Genomic DNA, 16,420 nt, shown 5'->3' with positions numbered 1-16,420 from the left:
CGGTTTGCTCAATAATGTGGCCATGATTTATAAAAACATGGGCAATTATGAAAAATCACTTGAATACTATCAAAAAGCACTTGAGCATTATAAGAATCATGGCGATAAAAAGTTTTATGCAGCGACACAAAACCACATAGGGAATTTATTCATTGAAAAGGAAGCGTATGATGAAGCCCTTGAGTGGCTGAAAAATGCTTATAAACAACGCCGTAAAATAGGAGATGATTTTGGGTTTGCTCATTCTGCGCTGGATATAGGCAGCGTTTATTTAAAGCTCAGTAAAGAGGCCGCTGCTATGGCCTTTTTGATGAAATCATTAGAAGTCGCTAAAAAACTAAATAACTTTCAGCTTTTGCGCGATGTATATTTTACACTGTACAAGGTTAGCAAGGCTATGAGAAGAGAGCATGCAGCCTTGCGCTACCACGAAAAATATGCAGCATGGAAAGATTCGGTATTTAATCATCAAACACTTGAAAAAATTACCCGCGTGCAAATGCAAAATGAAGCTGAACGCACAAGGTTAAAAATAGCTTTTGAGAATAAACAAAAGCAAAAAGAAATTGCACGACTTAAAAAGAATCGGCAGGAGAAAGAACGTTATTATAAACTGAAGGTTGAAAATGAGCAAAATTTCAGGAATTTAATCATAGCCATAGCCGCTAGTTTATTGTTGATTGTTGTGTTGCTCGTGAACCGGTTCATGATTAAAAATAAGGCAAATAAAAAACTGAAAAAAGTTAATGATGATTTGTCAGATCTGAATCAAAAACTGCAAAAATCGCAAAAGGAACTAAGGCAACTGAATGCCACAAAAGATAAGTTCTTTTCCATTATAGCTCATGACCTCAGAAGCCCCTTTACCGCACTTGTTTCCCTTTCTGAAGTTTTGTATGATAAAGATGATGAGATGGAGCCCGGTCGGCGAAGAGAAATTATTGGTCAAATAAGCTCTGCATCAAGGTCAACTTTCCGGTTATTGGAGAACTTACTAGAATGGAGTCGTACCCAACAAGGTAAAATCGAATTTCAGCCCCAAAAATTATTGCTAAAAGAAGTCCTGGACGAAGTGCTGGCGCTGCAAATGAATAATATTAATCAAAAACAAATTAATGTTCATATCGAACTTAACCCCGATTTGCATATTTATGCAGACAGGCATATGTTGTCTTTTATTTTAAGGAATTTGTTGGGTAATGCAATAAAATTTACCCCATTCGGAGGTGAGATTTCTTTCTCAGCAAAAGATGGTAGCAGGGATACAATTGTTAAAATTTCCGACACAGGAGTTGGTATGACAAAACAAATTGTTGATAAATTATTCGATATAAATGTGCATCATACAACCGAAGGTACAAATAAAGAAAAAGGAGTGGGACTGGGGCTTATTTTGTGCAAAGAGTTTATTAATAAAATGAATGGGGCCATTCATGTTGAGAGTACACCCGGAAGTGGAAGTACATTTACATTTAGCATTCCAAAAGAAAGGGTTAATTAACGCATAATTAATATTTTTTTCTTATTTTCAGCATTTAAAGATAATTCTGATGAGAACCTGGTTGCTAATTTTCACGCTATTTCTTACATCTACATTTAATGCAATTGCATTGAATCCTGATATCTCTGTAGAGGAAACTGTTGATAGCCTCTTGAGACAAGCCCGGCCACTTATTCAATCTGATCCCATCAGGGCCGAAGCCTTAATCAAAGACGCATTACAACTTGCCGAAGATGGAGGCTTTATGAAAGCTAATGCAAATGCGCTGAATTATTTGGGCATAATTTATTACAATAAAAAAAATTACCCTACAGCCATTAAATATTTTCAGCAGTCATTAAAAGTGCTTTTTCGTATTGGTAATAAAGAAAAAGTAGCTAACATGATGAAAAAGATTGGCTTGTCGTACCTCAATCAGCAAAAGTATGCCAAAGCAATTGAGTATTATAAATTGGCGTTAAAGGTATTCGAACAAACTGAACTCCCCGGTCGTGAAGCTAATACGCATGTCGAAATGGGAGTCATTTATCGCTTATATCAGCGGTTTTCCGATGCCATTAACCAATTCGATGAAGCCTTCGTGCTTTATGAGAAACTGGACAATAAAGGAGGACAGGCAGAATCATTACATCATATAGCCAAAACATACCACTTAATGGGTAATTATAAAAAAGCAGACGAGTTTTTTACACAAACATTGAAAGTATACGAAAACTATCTCGATTACTCCGGTTTGGCTACGGTTTATAACGACTACAGTAGAACTTTGATAGAGCTTGAAGCTTTTCGTAAAGCAGAAGAAATGCTGACCAGGGCAGAGGAGCAATGTAGTACCGGAGATACTTTGCTAATGGGTAAAATATCAGCCAACTATGGCGCGGTGTTGGTTTATCAATCAGAATATGATAAAGCCGAACAGTACCTCAATAGAGCTTTAGATGTGGCCAAAAAGACTAAAAATGAAGATTTACTGGCACAGGTTTACAAAAATTTATATGAACTTAATTTTAGAAATAATCAAACCAAAAAGGCACTTTCATTCTATCAAAAATATATAGCAGTTAAAGATACCACAGCTGTACAAACCATTAAAGAGTATGGAAGTGCTGCAAGTGGTGCTAAACTGAGCAATATTGTTATTTTTATAACCGTGTTTGGCTCAATTATAATTATTGGTCTTGTGATTTGGCTTATTGCGGTAATAAGGCAAAGAGACAGGGCCCTTGCTGAATTAGCCAAAAAGGATTAATTAATAATTGTTCGCCGGAATTCTGTGTTGGTTATAGCCAAAATTAAAGCTTTTTTCTCCAACCTGAATTTCCACTTCAAATGAATTAAATAGGTTTTTCTTCGGGAAAATAACATAGCCTCTGATGCTCTCTCCCGGGTAAAGTGTGGTTTTTCTTAAAACATCCTTTGCCCAAAATGCACGTTCCCTGTATCCAAGGTTCTCTTTTCTTACATTAGCGTGATGTACAGCACTTGTCGTGATATATGAAGCATCTGCTGCTGCAGCTCTTGCAGCAACTTTTTGCGGGGTGTCTTTGTCCGATACTGTCATGGCAATGTCTGTAGCAAGTAGGGCCGTTCCAATAATTAAGCTCGTGGTGGCGGCATTTTTTTGAGCAGCAATGCTACGCGATATGTCAATGTCTTTTTTCAATAGCATCTCTTCCGGATCGGTTGCCCCAATCCATTGTTGGTATGTGCTGGTATCGTTAATCTCTATAATACTGTAGTTTTTTGAAGAAACAGTGACTTTTTCTGAACTATGGTTGAGGATTTCAGTGTCAAAAAATATATACGCCCCTTTGTCTTGTTCATATTTTAGTGCGATGGTCAGGCTGTCTTTATTTTTTGTAACTACTTGCTTGCCCATTAACCAGTCAATATTATTTTCTGTTGATTCTATCCTGACAATATCTTCAGGAATAGCACACGAACAAGCTATTAGGGCTATCAGGATACTTAAAAGCGTAATGCGCATGATTGTTGTTTTTAATACTAAGATATAAAACTATTGCTATTTGCAACTGTTCCATAAATACATTTTTTATCTTTGAGATAATAGCACATAAAGGAAAAGTATTGCTGTGTTGTATGTTGAGACTTTTCAAGCAGGTTTTAAATTGTTTGTGTGGAATAAAAAAATTGGAAAATGGAATTAAATAAATTAGTATCAATAAGGAAATATTTACATCAGAATCCTGAATTATCCCATAAAGAAAAAAATACATCAGGTTTTTTGAAAAAGGAAATTGAAAAAACCAATCCATCAGATTTGATTTCACAAGACAATGGACACGGATTTTTAGTAAGATATCGTAAAGAAAAAAACAAACCTGTTATTGCTTTCCGAACCGATATAGATGCTTTGCCAATTCAGGAAATTAACACCTTTGATTATAAGAGCAATAATGACGGCGTGGGGCATAAATGCGGCCATGATGGGCATGCTACTTCAATGTTGGGGTTTGCTCACGAACTAAAGCAGATTTTAGATGCCCCTGTTGATCTTATTTTCCAGGGTGCAGAAGAAACTGGCGAAGGGGCTGATCTTTGGCTCAAAGACTCTGCCATGAAAGATTTTAATCCCAATAGGGTCTTTGCGCATCATAATTTGCCGGGCTTTCCGCTTCACAGCATTATTGTGCGAAACAATGTTTTTTCAGCGGCTTCAGTAGGCGTTACAGTAAAACTTAAGGGTAAAACATCTCATGCCGGACACCCCGAAAGGGGCATTAGTCCGGCCCTTGCTGTTGCAGATCTGATAAAGGCCATAGAAAACCTTCCAAATTCCAATACATACAACGATTTTACCCTTACTACAGTAATTCACACACTTATCGGAGAAATAGCCTTTGGTACAACGCCCGGGTATGGTGAAGTGCGGGCAACCCTGCGGTCGTTCGATAATGACGATTTAGATGCCCTGTGCAAATATACAGAACAGTATGTGAACAAGTTTGGTGAGAAATATGGATTGAAAACAGAAGTGAGTTATCAGGAGTATTTTCCTGCAACCGAAAACGACGATGATGCTGTAGCAATAGTAAGAAAAGCAGCCGAAAACCTCGGGCTTGAGATTATCGAACCCGAAGAACCTTTTCGTTGGTCAGAAGATTTCGCACATTTTACACTAAAAACGCCGGGAGCACTTTTTGGTGTCGGCTCCGGTGTAGACCATCCTGCACTGCATAACCCGGATTATGATTATCCGGACGAGCTGCTCCCAACGGTCATAAAAATGTATAAAGAAATTTATCGCTTAAGTATTTAAAAGCGTTTCTGATATTTATTTCATTTGACTTAAGTTAAAATAGTTCAGGTATTTCGAAGAGTGGTCACCGAAAATTTCAACTGACTCGCCTTCAATTTTGTAAGTGCTCTTTTCCCCCTTGATTTGTGAGAAATGAATTTCATAAACACTGCCGCTATCGTCTACCATGTGTATTTTTGCAAGCTCATTTGCCTTGTTCGATGTCAGTGATTTATGACATACAGGACAATAGAACTTTAACGTTTCGCCCTCTTCGGGAATAAATCCTTCATTGTGAATTACATTATAATTTCCCAGTTCAGGATGTAGCAAAAAGAGCCCAGCTTCGCCATTGGAACGCTCAGCCGAAAGAATAATATTGTCACATACTTTTAAATGTGCATTGCAATGTGGACATTTGTATTCACTCATGACTCCTCCGTTTTTAGTTGTTTTATACTAATCAATATAAGCAAAAAATGGCATATTTTCAAATATTTTTATTCTTGTATGTTTACTGGAGCTGTCACAACTAAAAGAAATAGTTTATTAGCCCAAAATAAATTTCCTTATTAACTTGCATGTGTATAATATTTCTGACTGATGACGAAAGAATTTGAAAACCGGTTTTTGGCTTTTATAAAAGAAAATGCACTTGTTGATTATGAAAGTCCTGTAATTGTTGGGTTAAGCGGTGGTAAAGATAGCATGACACTTGCGCATTTGTTACACAAACATAACTATCAAATAATTGCAGCCCACTGTAACTTTCATTTGCGAGAGGGCGATGCTGATTTAGACCAACAATTGGTTGAGGATTGGTGTGAACAAAACAGTGTGGAATGCATTGTGAAACACTTTGCTACAGAGGAGTACGCAAAAAAAGAAAAAGTCTCCATAGAAATGGCCGCCCGCACATTACGCTACAATTGGTTTAGGAAACTGCTCAATTCATATCATGCTTCATCTATTGCCGTGGGACATCATTTTAATGATCAGATTGAGACCTTTTTTATGAATATCGCAAGAGGCACTGGATTCAGGGGGCTTGTCGGTATGAAAGCTATAAATAATCAGGTTGTTCGGCCGCTTTTATTTGCTTCCGCTGAAGAAATACAGGCCTATGCGCAAGACTGTAAAATTCCATTTCGCGATGACCATACGAACAAAGATGTAGCAATTAAAAGAAATTTTTTTCGTCACGAAATAATACCAAAATTCCAGGCGCTTAATCCATCTTTTCAACGTACAATGGAACGTAATATTCAAAGGTTTCAATCCATAGACCGATATCTTAATTTGCTTTTTATGGAGATGGAGGAATCACTTGTTCAGGTTAATGATGATGGATTTCTCATAAAGATACCCGGAGATAAAACCAAACATGTACTGGTTGATTTTATTCATTTTTATCTTGAAAAAAATGGTATAAAATCGCCAATGCAGGCTATTACCGATATAATGGATGCACAAGTTGGCGCAAAGTCTCAAATTGAGAATTTTAGCATAATACGTGACAGAAACGCCCTGGTGTTTCAGAAGTTTAAGCATTACGAAGCTGCACCTGTTTTTGTGAGTGAACCAAACACAGAGTTTACTTTTGATAAGTATAGATTTAAAATTACCGCCATATCGCCTTCCGATATTAAAAATATGCCGGTTGATAATGAAAAAGTTTGGTTTGCTGCAGATCAAATTCATTGGCCAATTGTTATACGAGCATGGCAACCCGGAGACAGGATGAAACCATTGGGAATGCAACAAACAAAAAAGATTAAAAAAATGCTGACTGATGCAAAAATTCCTAGCGCTCAAAGAGCGGGTTTTCCTGTCATGGCTGATCAGAAAGGCATAATCTGGTTGCCTTTTATAAGGCCATCGCAGGATTGTGCTGTCCGTGATTTAAAAGCCACGGTTGTGCAAGTTGAGGTATCATTAACTTAAAAGCGTGAACTATGAAGAAAAAAATTAAAACTGCAGTCGGGCTGTTTATCAATACAGCAATTTTATTATCCATAAGTGTGATGACCATGGGGCAGGATAATGGCACGAAATCTTTTATGGTCAATGAAAAATGGGCTACTGATGCCATATTTGATGTGCCCGAATCTGTTTGTTATGGTCCCGGGCAACAGGTGCTTTATGTTGCCAATATTTCTGGTAAGCCTACTGAAAAAGATGGAAAAGGTTTTATTTCTAAGTTGAGTTTAACCGGAGAAATGATAAATAAAGAGTGGTATACTGGCCTCGATGCCCCCAAGGGGATGGGCATATATGACAATAAACTTTATGTAACCAATATCGATGAGGTTGTAGCCATTGACCTTAACTCTGCCGAAGAAGCAGGCCGGTGGAAGTGCGAAGGTGCAAAATTTGCAAATGATATTGCTATAACTGCAAATGGCGATGTTTTTATTTCTGGTATGCAGAATGGGGCAATTTATCGTATCTCAAATGGCGAAATAACCAGGTGGAAAGCAGAAAAAACTTTTCAGAAGCCTAATGGCTTATGGACAGGCCCTGATTATTTGTACGTGGGAGCCGCCAAACATATCTATAGGGTCGATTATGAGCGTGCTGAAGTTGAAAAGTATATTGAAAACTCAGGTGGTGTCGATGGATTGGAGAGAATTGAAAATGGCTTTTTCCTTAAAAGTGATTGGACCGGACATGTACACGTAGTGTCACCTGCACATCCAAAACATCTGATATTAAATACAGCTGATCAAAAAATCAACGCAGCCGATATTGAGTACATCCCTTCAATGAAAATGATGTTGGTGCCAACTTTTTTCGATAACAGGGTGGTAGCCTATGAAATTGTAAAATAGTTCAAATAAAAATGCCGGCCCCTTACCATGACCGGCATCCAAAGTTAAGTGTTATGGGAAAACAGTAAGGTGTGTTTTGTAGCCTATTCAACAATAGGCTAAGCTCTTTTGTTTATCTGATAATTGGTTTATTTTCAGTGTTTTCTGTTTCAATTTGGATGACTGTGTGCAGAGCCCTTGCTGTTTCAATTGGTCTGCCGAAATGTATGATGCAAAATTGATTCCATAATGATAACAAGCTTATAACTTTTTTATGTTCTATAATATCATTATTTTTTACAACCCTTCATTTTGCTAATCAAACATTTTACCCCTTGTTTGTTTAAGTGTTTGTAGTAGAGTCCTTTAGAATTTTATTTTACTATTAACTAAAAAATTAGTTGTAAAACTAAATATTTAGTTTTATGTTTGCGTTAGTAATATGATGAACGTACGCAATTTTTAACTATGAATGAACTCACTAAAGCAGAACAACAGGTTATGCAACAATTATGGAAGCTTGAGAAAGCCTTCGTCCGTGATATTATTGCTGAGCTGCCCGGGCCCAAACCAGCTTATAATACAATTTCAACCATTGTGAGAATCCTTGAACGGAAGGGTTTCGTAAAACATGAAGCCTTCGGTAAATCGCACCGCTATTACCCAGTTGTGAGCAAGAAAGAGTATACAAAGGGTTTTTTCAAAGGGTTTTTAAATAATTATTTCAGCAATTCAATGAAAAACCTGGTCTCTTTCTTTGCTAAAGACAAATCGCTCAGCCTTTCAGAAATGGAAGAGCTTAAAAGTATGCTCGAAGATGAAATTGCCCGGCAGAAAGCCGAAAAGAAGTAACCAAAACTTTAGTTATGACCCAAAACTGGATTATATATTTATTTGAATCAGCAGTAATACTGATGTTTTTCTGGTCTGTTTACTGGCTGTTCCTGAGGTCTGAAACCTTTTTTAAACTGAACAGGCTTTATTTGCAGTTGACGCTGGTGTTAAGTCTTATCATTCCTGTATTAGACTGGTTTATCGATATTAAAACTGCTGATGTGACAAACGTCTATCTGTTGAATACCATTGTAATAACGGCACAAAATGCAGAGGTTGGTGCGCTTGGGGTGGTTGAGCGATTTCAATGGATACCGGTCATTCTGATTACCGGGTCCATAATTACATTGGGAATATTTGGCTGGGGTATTTTTAAAATTATTGCTTTAGTAAAGAATAGCCAAACCCTTCGGCAGCATAAATATTTGTTTGTACTTAATCATAAGTTTGTACGGCCGTTCTCGTTTCTGAATTATATTTTTTTAACCCCCGAAATTTATCATGGCTGGGATAACTCACATATAATTAAACATGAACAAGAACATGTGAAACAAAAACATTCCCTGGATCTTTTATTTTCTGGAATAGTTGGTGCCATTCAGTGGTTTAATCCATTTGTATGGTTGTATAAAGAGTCATTTCGCGAAATTCATGAATATTTGGCCGATGAGGCAGTTTTAAAGCAGGGCGAGGATCCGGCCCGTTATAAAAAATCGCTGTTCGATGAGGCCACTGGTGTTGCACCAGGAGTTTATAGTTTTTTTAATTTATCATTTACAAAAAGGAGGTTTAAAATGATGTCACGTATTAAGTCGCCGCGCTCAAATGCGCTCAAATTATTGGTAATACTGCCGGTAGTAACTTTAATGGTCTTTGTTTTTGCTTGCTCCGAAGACCAGGAAAAAGAGGTTATTATAAAGCAAAGCAAAGATGAGGTAAAGTCTGATAGTGTTTATATGCATGTTGACCAACAGCCCCAATATGCCGGTGGTATGTCAGCGTTATTTCAGGATGTTCAAAATGAAATCCAGTTTCCTGATATCGTTAAACAAGCTGGAGCCCAGGGTAAGGTTTTCGTTAGTTTCGTTGTTGGGAAAGATGGAGATGTCAGAAATGTTGAAGTTGCCAAAATTACAGATTTGGAAGGTAATTCTGCCCAATTTGAGAAAGATGTAGAAGAGGCACTTATTGAAACATCTGTAAATGCAGTCCAAAAGCTAAATAAATGGACTCCCGGCAAAAATGAAGGAGAAACCGTAAGTGTAAAATTTAATATTCCCATTGCTTTTAAATTGAATTAATATCAATATGCGTGCGTTCATCATCATTTTACTCTTTATTTCAGTTTCATCATTTTCGCAAAATGAAAAACTTTACGATAGCCTGTTGGCTGAATTTAATTACACTGAATTACTTGACACCACACTAAAAAAGGTTGCTCAGGATTCTAATGATGTTATAGCTTTAACTTATTTGGCTACAGCAGCCGAAAAACAGTACCTCGAAAATATTGCTCTTGATACCTGGCAAAAGGTGGTTGCTTTAGATTCCAACAATTATAAAGCGCTGTCTGGTTGTAAAAGGTTGTTACTAAAAAAAGACAAATACAAGGCTGCGCTTCTATACGCAGATAGAATGAATGATTTAAAACCCGGGCAGATCAGAAATTACCGCGATTTGGCCAGGATAAAATATAAACTAAAGCAATATGAGCAATCTATCCAATGGTGCGACACTTCTTTAATGATGTATAGCCCCAATCCAATGATTTCAGATTTAAAAGCACATAATCTCCTGGCTCTTAATGATACGATTGCCGCCCTGAAGATTTGGTGCGATCTTACCACAAAGCACTACACTGAACAATATGCCAGACAATTAACATTCAATGCTGCTGGTCACCAATGGAACGATACTGTGCAGGATTTAATGTCAGAACTTGCTGTTATCGATAGCCTTAATCCCTACTTACCTAAAATGCATGGGTATTTATTATTCAGGAAAAAAGAGTATGCAGAAGCTGTAATCATGTTTCGAAAATCAATGGAGTTGGGAGATTCTACTGCCTTCAATCGTCGCTTTATGGGTATGTCAGCTTTCAATTCAGGCGACTATTCAAGCGCATATGAACTGCTTGGTTCTTTGAAAGATTTAGAGCAAAACAATTCACTGTATTATATGATGAGCATTTCGCATGCCCGTGTATATGCAGATACTACTTCGCATAGGCTATTGGTAAATACCTATCAAAAGTTTTTTGACCCGCCATTCGTAGCAGGTATTCTCAGTGAAATAAGTGAGACCACTAAATCAATTGGCGATAAATATGATAGAAGAGGAAAAGATGAACTTGCCGAAGATTATTTTCAAATGTCGGAGAAGGCCCTTTACAAAGCGCGAAAAATTCACTACTCCAATAAAAACAATCTGAGGCTGGCAATGCTTTATGATATTTACACCAAAGATTTGAAAAAAGCACTAAAATACTACAAGCGATTTGCTGAAAACCATTCTGATACAGCCTCACCGAATTTTAAGTTTTCAAAGAACCGTATAATACGTATTAAAGAAGAACTCCATTTTAAAGTTGATTGATTTGTTTTTATGCATTAATGCCTTAGGTGGACTTTGTTTTGGCCTTTAGGCCTTCCGTAAATCGATTTTTTTACTACATTTTTGTACCTTTAAGGAGGAATTGTTGTTCAGCTCATAGAAATGTGGTTTATGAAATTCGTTTACGCACTCTTTTTTATTACGCTTGCAGGTGGTTTATGTGCCCAAACAGAGACCATCGATTCACTTAAAAATACAGTTGAAAACTATCAGGCCAATGACACCGCTAAAGTGGACTTAATGCAGGATTTGGCCGAGGAATTTTTGGCTGAAGATCTGGAGAAAGCCATTGAGTGGACCAGTAAATCAATGAAATTGTCCGAAAAATTGTCTTATGGTTTAGGCTTTTTCAATGGATGGCTTTTAAAGGGTAGTATTAGCGCTCAGCAATCAGCAAACGATTCGGCGATTTTTTATTTCAATAAAGCCGTTGGAATAGCGAAAAACATCAATAATAATTCTGCTTTATACAATGCATACAATCAAATAGGATTGTTTTTTCGCCAAAATGAGCAGTTCGACAGTACTTTGCATTATTACGAAAAAGCGCTTAACCTTATTGATGAAAAATATTCGGATGATCGCTTCTATCTCCTGCAGCAAATTGCAGTTGTGCATTATAACCTCGGGAATTTCGAAACAACCATTGAATTTGTACAAAAAGGAATTAAACTAAGTAAGCAAACCGGGGAAACAGATCATCGCATGGGTTTTATCAACCTGATGGCTGCCAGTCTTAAGCGAAAAGGGGACATTGATTCAGCGCTTTATTATTTCCGGCAAATTGTGGAACTTACCGATGACGAGGAGAATTTTGATAAGCTATCGGCTTATAATAATATTGCCAATATATACGGCGATAGGGGTAATTATCCCAAAGCATTGGATTATTATTTGCTCACACTAAAGACGGCCGAAAAGCTCGAGCATGAAAGAGCCATGTCGGTTACCTATAACAATATTGCTATAGTTTATTATACCCTGAAAGATTATCCGCAAACCATTAAATATTTACAAAAAAGCCTTTCGATCAGCCAAAAAGTAAATGATAAGCCTAATATTGTAAACACCATGAACAATATAGGCGAGTTATATCTTAAACAAGATAGCCTTGGAAAAGCCCTGGAATACTATAATGAGGCTTCTAAAATCATAAAAAGAATTAAAGCCCCGTATTATTTAACACACAATCTTTTAGGGAAGGCTGCAATTTTTGATAAACGAAATATTAACGATAGCGCAAAGCACTACTATAAACAGGCGCTGGAACTAACAGAAAAACTTAATGCCCGCGAGGAGAGAGCCGATTCGCATATTGGCCTGGCTGAGTTTTATTTAAAAAGAGGAAAATATGAACTGTCATCAAAACATGCTGAAAAAGCATTTCAGATTGCCCGTGAATTAGGTAAGGTTGAGACCATTCGAGAAGCAGCGGGCATACTGCACCGGGCAAATGCTAAACTTGTAAAAATTCAGGAAGCTTATAAATACCTGAAAGTTTATACAGAAATGAATGACAGCTTGTTGAATGCCGATAATACGAAAGAAATTACCCAGCTCGAAATGCAATATCAGCACGAAAAAGAGTTGCAGGAGATTGAAGCCCAGGAAGCTATACGCGAAGCCCAGCGACAAAAAGAGATTGCCCGGCAAAAGGGTATAAGAAATGCTTTTATCGTTGCATTTGTTTTAGTTGTGTTTATTGTGGTTTTGGTGGTGAGATATAGCCGGCAAAAACAAAAAGCCAACAGTCTATTGGCTTATCAGAAGGCCGAAATTGAGGAGAAAAACGAAGAGTTACAACAGTTAATGGGCGAAATTTCGCGTCAAAAAGACCAAATTGAATCCAGCCATAACCAAATTACCGACAGCATTCGTTATGCCGAAAAAATTCAAAATGCTTTATTTCCAATTCATGCAGATTTAAAACAATATTTTGAAGATTTTTTTATCTATTATCAACCACTGAAAATTGTTAGTGGCGATTTCTATTGGGTTGAAAAAGTGCACAATCATTTGTTAATTGCAGTGGCTGATTGCACCGGACATGGTGTCCCCGGAGCTATGATGAGTATGCTTGGAATATCTTATCTGAATGATATTACGAGACAACCAGAAGTGAAAATGCCGGAACAGGTGCTCGAAAAAATGCGCAACAGAGTTAAACGTTCACTGCACCAAACCGGCGATGTGCGCGAGGCCAGAGATGGAATGGATTTGGCTTTTATCGATATTGATGTACAGCGTAATTCACTTAATTTTGCCGGAGCCAACAATCCAATGATTATTATTAGAAATGGCGAGGTAATAGAGTTCGAGCCTGATAAACAGCCGATTTCGGTGTATCAAAAAGAACAACCCTTCCATAGCCAGTCTTTTCAATTAAAAAAAGATGATTCCATTTACCTGTTTACCGATGGCTACAGAGATCAATTTAAAGGGGCAGAAGGTAAAAAATATGGAAAGAAAAGATTTTTAGAATTATTAATCTCAATTCATACAAAACCATTTTCATATCAAAAAACAGCATTGGAAAAAGAAATGAGGCAGTGGATGGGCGAAAAAGCCAATCAGATTGATGATATCCTGGTTGCAGGCTTTAAATGGTAGGCTATTCACATTAATTCTTTGAACTTTAAAAAAGCTTGTTTTTAGAGCATAAATATTAACCTTTCCAAACAATGGATTTTGGTTTCTTAATTTGGCTTTTTTATTGTATTTTTGCCCCTCAAAATACAAACTGAATTAACTATGTTTGACAATCTTTCGGAAAGACTGGAGAGTTCCTTTAAGCTACTTAAAGGACAGGGTAGAATAACTGAAGTTAATATTGCCGAAACTTTAAAGGATGTACGCCGTGCTTTACTCGATGCCGACGTGAACTTTAAAATTGCCAAGGAGTTTACCAAAGATGTAAAGGAAAAAGCACTGGGTGCCAATGTGCTTAATGCTGTTAAACCCGGGCAGTTGATGGTGAAAATTGTACGCGATGAGTTGGCACAACTTATGGGTGGTACAGCTGAAGAGATTGACCTCAAAGGGCAGCCTGCTGTAATTTTAATGGCCGGGTTGCAAGGTTCCGGTAAAACAACATTCTCAGGAAAGCTAGCCGGTTTCCTCAAAAATAAAAAGTCTAAAAATCCTTTGCTTGTGGCCGGCGACGTTTACCGTCCTGCTGCCATCGATCAGCTTAAGGTTGTGGGTGAGCAAGTCGGAGCACCTGTATATACTGAGGAGGGGAACAAGAATCCCGTGAAGATTGCCAAAGCTGCCATCAAAGAGGCTAAAACAAAAGGCCATGATGTGGTAATTGTCGATACTGCAGGTCGACTGGCGGTTGATGAGGAGATGATGAAAGAGATTTCAGCTATTAAAGACGCAATAAACCCACACGAAATTCTCTTTGTGGTCGATTCTATGACTGGTCAGGATGCTGTGAATACGGCCAAAGAATTTAACGACCGCCTCGACTTTAATGGTGTGGTGCTAACAAAACTTGACGGTGATACCCGGGGTGGTGCTGCTCTCTCTATTCGAAAAGTAGTTGATAAACCAATAAAATTTGTAGGTACAGGCGAAAAACTTGATGCGCTGGATGTATTCCACCCCGATCGTATGTCCGACCGTATTTTAGGTATGGGCGATGTGGTCTCGTTGGTAGAACGTGCACAGGAGCAATTTGACGAAGAGCAGGCTCGAAAACTGAATAAAAAGCTGGCAAAAAACCAGTTCGACTTTGACGATTTTCTGGGGCAAATTCAGCAGATCAAAAAGATGGGTAACATCAAAGACCTGGCATCAATGATTCCCGGAGTGGGTAAAGCCCTGAAGAAAATGGATATTGATGACGATGCATTTAAAGGTATTGAAGCCATTATACGTGCCATGACACCTTCTGAGCGACAGCAGCCCAATATTATTAACGGATCGCGCAGAAAGCGTATTGCCGATGGAAGTGGTACAGACGTGCAGGAAGTAAATCGTTTGATAAAACAATTTGCTGAAACCCGTAAAATGATGAAAGCAATGTCGTCGGGTAAAATGAAAAATATGATGGGCAATATGCCGCAGCAATAATTATTGATCATATCCAAAAACAAACTTTTTATGCAACTGATTGACGGGAAAAAAATATCGCAGCAACTTAAAGATGAAATAGCCGAAGCCACCAGCCAACGAAAACAAAAAGGATTAAAAGCGCCGCACCTGGCCGTAATCCTTGTGGGAGAAGATGGAGGTAGTCAGACCTACGTACGCATGAAGGTTAAAGCCTGCGAACAGGTAGGTTTTAAATCCACCAAAATTGATTACCCTGATACAGTTACAGAGGATGAGCTGCTTGCTAAAATTAAAGAAATAAATGCCGACAACGATATTGACGGTCTGCTCGTTCAGTTGCCTTTACCAATACATATTTCAGAAGAAAAAGTTATAGAAAGTATTGATCCATCGAAAGATGTGGACGGTTTTCATCCCATTTCAATGGGTAAGTTGGTAGCCGGAATGCCCACATTCTTGCCAGCCACCCCGGCCGGAATAATGGAATTGCTGGAGCGCTACGAAATTGACACCGAGGGAAAGCACTGTGTAGTGTTGGGCCGCAGCCATATTGTGGGTACACCCATGACATTACTCATGTCGCGCAAAGCCAAACCCGGCAATGCTACAGTAACCATGTGCCATAGCCGTACAAAAAATCTCGAAGAAATTACCCGCCAGGCCGATATCATAATTGCCGCGCTGGGCGCACCTGAGTTTTTAAAAGCCGATATGGTAAAAGAAGGTGTGGTGGTTATCGATGTAGGTACCACCCGCGTAAAATCAGATAAAACCAAAAGTGGCTGGAAACTGAAAGGCGATGTAGCTTTTGATGAGGTAGCAGAAAAGGCCAGTTACATTACACCAGTTCCCGGCGGCGTAGGCCCCATGACCATCGCCTCCCTGCTTAAAAATACCCTGAAAGCAGTGGAGATGAAAGAAGTATAGATCATACGTTTTCGAAATAATTAACAGGCCAGACAGTATATGTTTGGCCTTTGTTACTTTTACACCTTCAGGGTAAAGCTCCTTGCGTAGCATTAAACATGGCTACGCCCTGCCTTGAGTGCTAATGCGCCGTTGGCACTTTAAAAAAATAGCCCGAAGGGTTAACAGCAACAACAGTGGGCACCGCCCGCTGCATATTCAGTGCTGGTAAGTTAAGCCTGAAGGGCTTGTAGCATGGTCTCTCTAAACTGATTGGAACGATTCACCTTAATCCGCTTCGAGGCTCTATGACCGCATAAAGAATTTTTGCAGTACATTAATACAGAAAGCCAAACATCCACAGCGGAATTTTATTACGAAAACCGTACTCGATATCGTCAGCGGCGATGTATGATTGACTTAATCCGGCTATTTGAT

13 protein-coding genes are annotated in these 16,420 nt (G+C 38.3%); 11 read left to right on the top strand and 2 right to left on the bottom strand.

The window, feature by feature from the left end; all coding sequences use genetic code 11:
- A partial coding sequence (locus VJ937_RS08835) for a tetratricopeptide repeat-containing sensor histidine kinase (RefSeq protein ID WP_324066532.1) occupies nt 1-1,501 on the top strand: 1,501 nt, incomplete at its 5' end.
- A 49-nt stretch (nt 1,502-1,550) separates the two neighbouring features.
- Complete coding sequence (locus tag VJ937_RS08830; RefSeq protein ID WP_324066531.1) at nt 1,551-2,750, top strand: tetratricopeptide repeat protein; 1,200 nt, start codon at nt 1,551-1,553, stop codon at nt 2,748-2,750.
- Here the strand turns inward: VJ937_RS08830 and VJ937_RS08825 are convergent, their stop codons facing one another.
- Nucleotides 2,751-3,488 carry a hypothetical protein gene (locus VJ937_RS08825; RefSeq protein WP_324066530.1) on the bottom strand — a complete coding sequence of 246 codons (738 nt, stop codon included), beginning with the start codon at nt 3,486-3,488 and terminating at the stop codon, nt 2,751-2,753. It abuts the gene before it with no gap.
- Between the two features lie 171 nt (nt 3,489-3,659).
- Between VJ937_RS08825 and VJ937_RS08820 the strand changes: the two genes are divergently transcribed.
- On the top strand, nt 3,660-4,781 hold the full coding sequence (locus VJ937_RS08820) for an amidohydrolase (RefSeq protein ID WP_324066529.1): 1,122 nt from the start codon (nt 3,660-3,662) through the stop codon (nt 4,779-4,781).
- 15 nt (nt 4,782-4,796) lie between these two features.
- On the opposite strand, the gene VJ937_RS08815 is transcribed toward VJ937_RS08820, so the two are convergent.
- Nucleotides 4,797-5,192 carry a hypothetical protein gene (locus VJ937_RS08815; RefSeq protein WP_324066528.1) on the bottom strand — a complete coding sequence of 132 codons (396 nt, stop codon included), beginning with the start codon at nt 5,190-5,192 and terminating at the stop codon, nt 4,797-4,799.
- Between the two features lie 171 nt (nt 5,193-5,363).
- Between VJ937_RS08815 and tilS the strand changes: the two genes are divergently transcribed.
- The 8 genes from tilS to folD all read left to right on the top strand — a co-directional run bounded on the left by tilS (nt 5,364) and on the right by folD (nt 16,003).
- Complete coding sequence (gene tilS / locus VJ937_RS08810) at nt 5,364-6,704, top strand: tRNA lysidine(34) synthetase TilS (protein WP_324066527.1); 1,341 nt, start codon at nt 5,364-5,366, stop codon at nt 6,702-6,704.
- Nucleotides 6,705-6,715: 11 nt separating this feature from the next.
- Nucleotides 6,716-7,591 (top strand): hypothetical protein, encoded by an 876-nt coding sequence (locus tag VJ937_RS08805; RefSeq protein ID WP_324066526.1) that lies wholly within the window; start codon nt 6,716-6,718, stop codon nt 7,589-7,591.
- A gap of 447 nt (nt 7,592-8,038) precedes the next feature.
- Nucleotides 8,039-8,422, top strand: coding sequence for a BlaI/MecI/CopY family transcriptional regulator (locus tag VJ937_RS08800; protein ID WP_057952333.1), 384 nt, complete (start codon nt 8,039-8,041; stop codon nt 8,420-8,422).
- Nucleotides 8,423-8,436: 14 nt separating this feature from the next.
- The gene (locus VJ937_RS08795; protein ID WP_324066525.1) at nt 8,437-9,705 is read left to right on the top strand and encodes a M56 family metallopeptidase; all 1,269 of its coding nucleotides are present in this window, start codon (nt 8,437-8,439) and stop codon (nt 9,703-9,705) included.
- A 7-nt stretch (nt 9,706-9,712) separates the two neighbouring features.
- Nucleotides 9,713-10,999, top strand: coding sequence for a hypothetical protein (locus VJ937_RS08790; RefSeq protein ID WP_324066524.1), 1,287 nt, complete (start codon nt 9,713-9,715; stop codon nt 10,997-10,999).
- 129 nt (nt 11,000-11,128) lie between these two features.
- Nucleotides 11,129-13,627 carry a tetratricopeptide repeat protein gene (locus tag VJ937_RS08785; RefSeq protein WP_324066523.1) on the top strand — a complete coding sequence of 833 codons (2,499 nt, stop codon included), beginning with the start codon at nt 11,129-11,131 and terminating at the stop codon, nt 13,625-13,627.
- A 141-nt stretch (nt 13,628-13,768) separates the two neighbouring features.
- Complete coding sequence (gene ffh, locus VJ937_RS08780) at nt 13,769-15,094, top strand: signal recognition particle protein (protein WP_324066522.1); 1,326 nt, start codon at nt 13,769-13,771, stop codon at nt 15,092-15,094.
- A gap of 30 nt (nt 15,095-15,124) precedes the next feature.
- On the top strand, nt 15,125-16,003 hold the full coding sequence (gene folD, locus VJ937_RS08775; RefSeq protein ID WP_324066521.1) for a bifunctional methylenetetrahydrofolate dehydrogenase/methenyltetrahydrofolate cyclohydrolase FolD: 879 nt from the start codon (nt 15,125-15,127) through the stop codon (nt 16,001-16,003).
- Nucleotides 16,004-16,420: the final 417 nt, after the last annotated feature.

This window comes from Salinivirga sp., from assembly GCF_035268865.1.
Classification (GTDB): Bacteria; Bacteroidota; Bacteroidia; order Bacteroidales; family Salinivirgaceae; genus Salinivirga.
The sequence above is the reverse complement of the archived record's forward strand: the minus strand, read 5'-3'. Positions and strand labels throughout refer to the sequence as shown.

Excerpts from the sequence above, each read along its gene's own strand:
- VJ937_RS08830 (WP_324066531.1), top strand. The coding sequence starts at position 1,551 with ATGAGAACCTGGTTGCTAATTTTCACGCTATTTCTTACATCTACATTT.
- VJ937_RS08825 (WP_324066530.1), bottom strand. The coding sequence starts at position 3,488 with ATGCGCATTACGCTTTTAAGTATCCTGATAGCCCTAATAGCTTGTTCG.
- VJ937_RS08820 (WP_324066529.1), top strand. The coding sequence starts at position 3,660 with ATGGAATTAAATAAATTAGTATCAATAAGGAAATATTTACATCAGAAT.
- VJ937_RS08815 (WP_324066528.1), bottom strand. The coding sequence starts at position 5,192 with ATGAGTGAATACAAATGTCCACATTGCAATGCACATTTAAAAGTATGT.
- tilS (WP_324066527.1), top strand. The coding sequence starts at position 5,364 with ATGACGAAAGAATTTGAAAACCGGTTTTTGGCTTTTATAAAAGAAAAT.
- VJ937_RS08805 (WP_324066526.1), top strand. The coding sequence starts at position 6,716 with ATGAAGAAAAAAATTAAAACTGCAGTCGGGCTGTTTATCAATACAGCA.
- VJ937_RS08800 (WP_057952333.1), top strand. The coding sequence starts at position 8,039 with ATGAATGAACTCACTAAAGCAGAACAACAGGTTATGCAACAATTATGG.
- VJ937_RS08795 (WP_324066525.1), top strand. The coding sequence starts at position 8,437 with ATGACCCAAAACTGGATTATATATTTATTTGAATCAGCAGTAATACTG.
- VJ937_RS08790 (WP_324066524.1), top strand. The coding sequence starts at position 9,713 with ATGCGTGCGTTCATCATCATTTTACTCTTTATTTCAGTTTCATCATTT.
- VJ937_RS08785 (WP_324066523.1), top strand. The coding sequence starts at position 11,129 with ATGAAATTCGTTTACGCACTCTTTTTTATTACGCTTGCAGGTGGTTTA.
- ffh (WP_324066522.1), top strand. The coding sequence starts at position 13,769 with ATGTTTGACAATCTTTCGGAAAGACTGGAGAGTTCCTTTAAGCTACTT.
- folD (WP_324066521.1), top strand. The coding sequence starts at position 15,125 with ATGCAACTGATTGACGGGAAAAAAATATCGCAGCAACTTAAAGATGAA.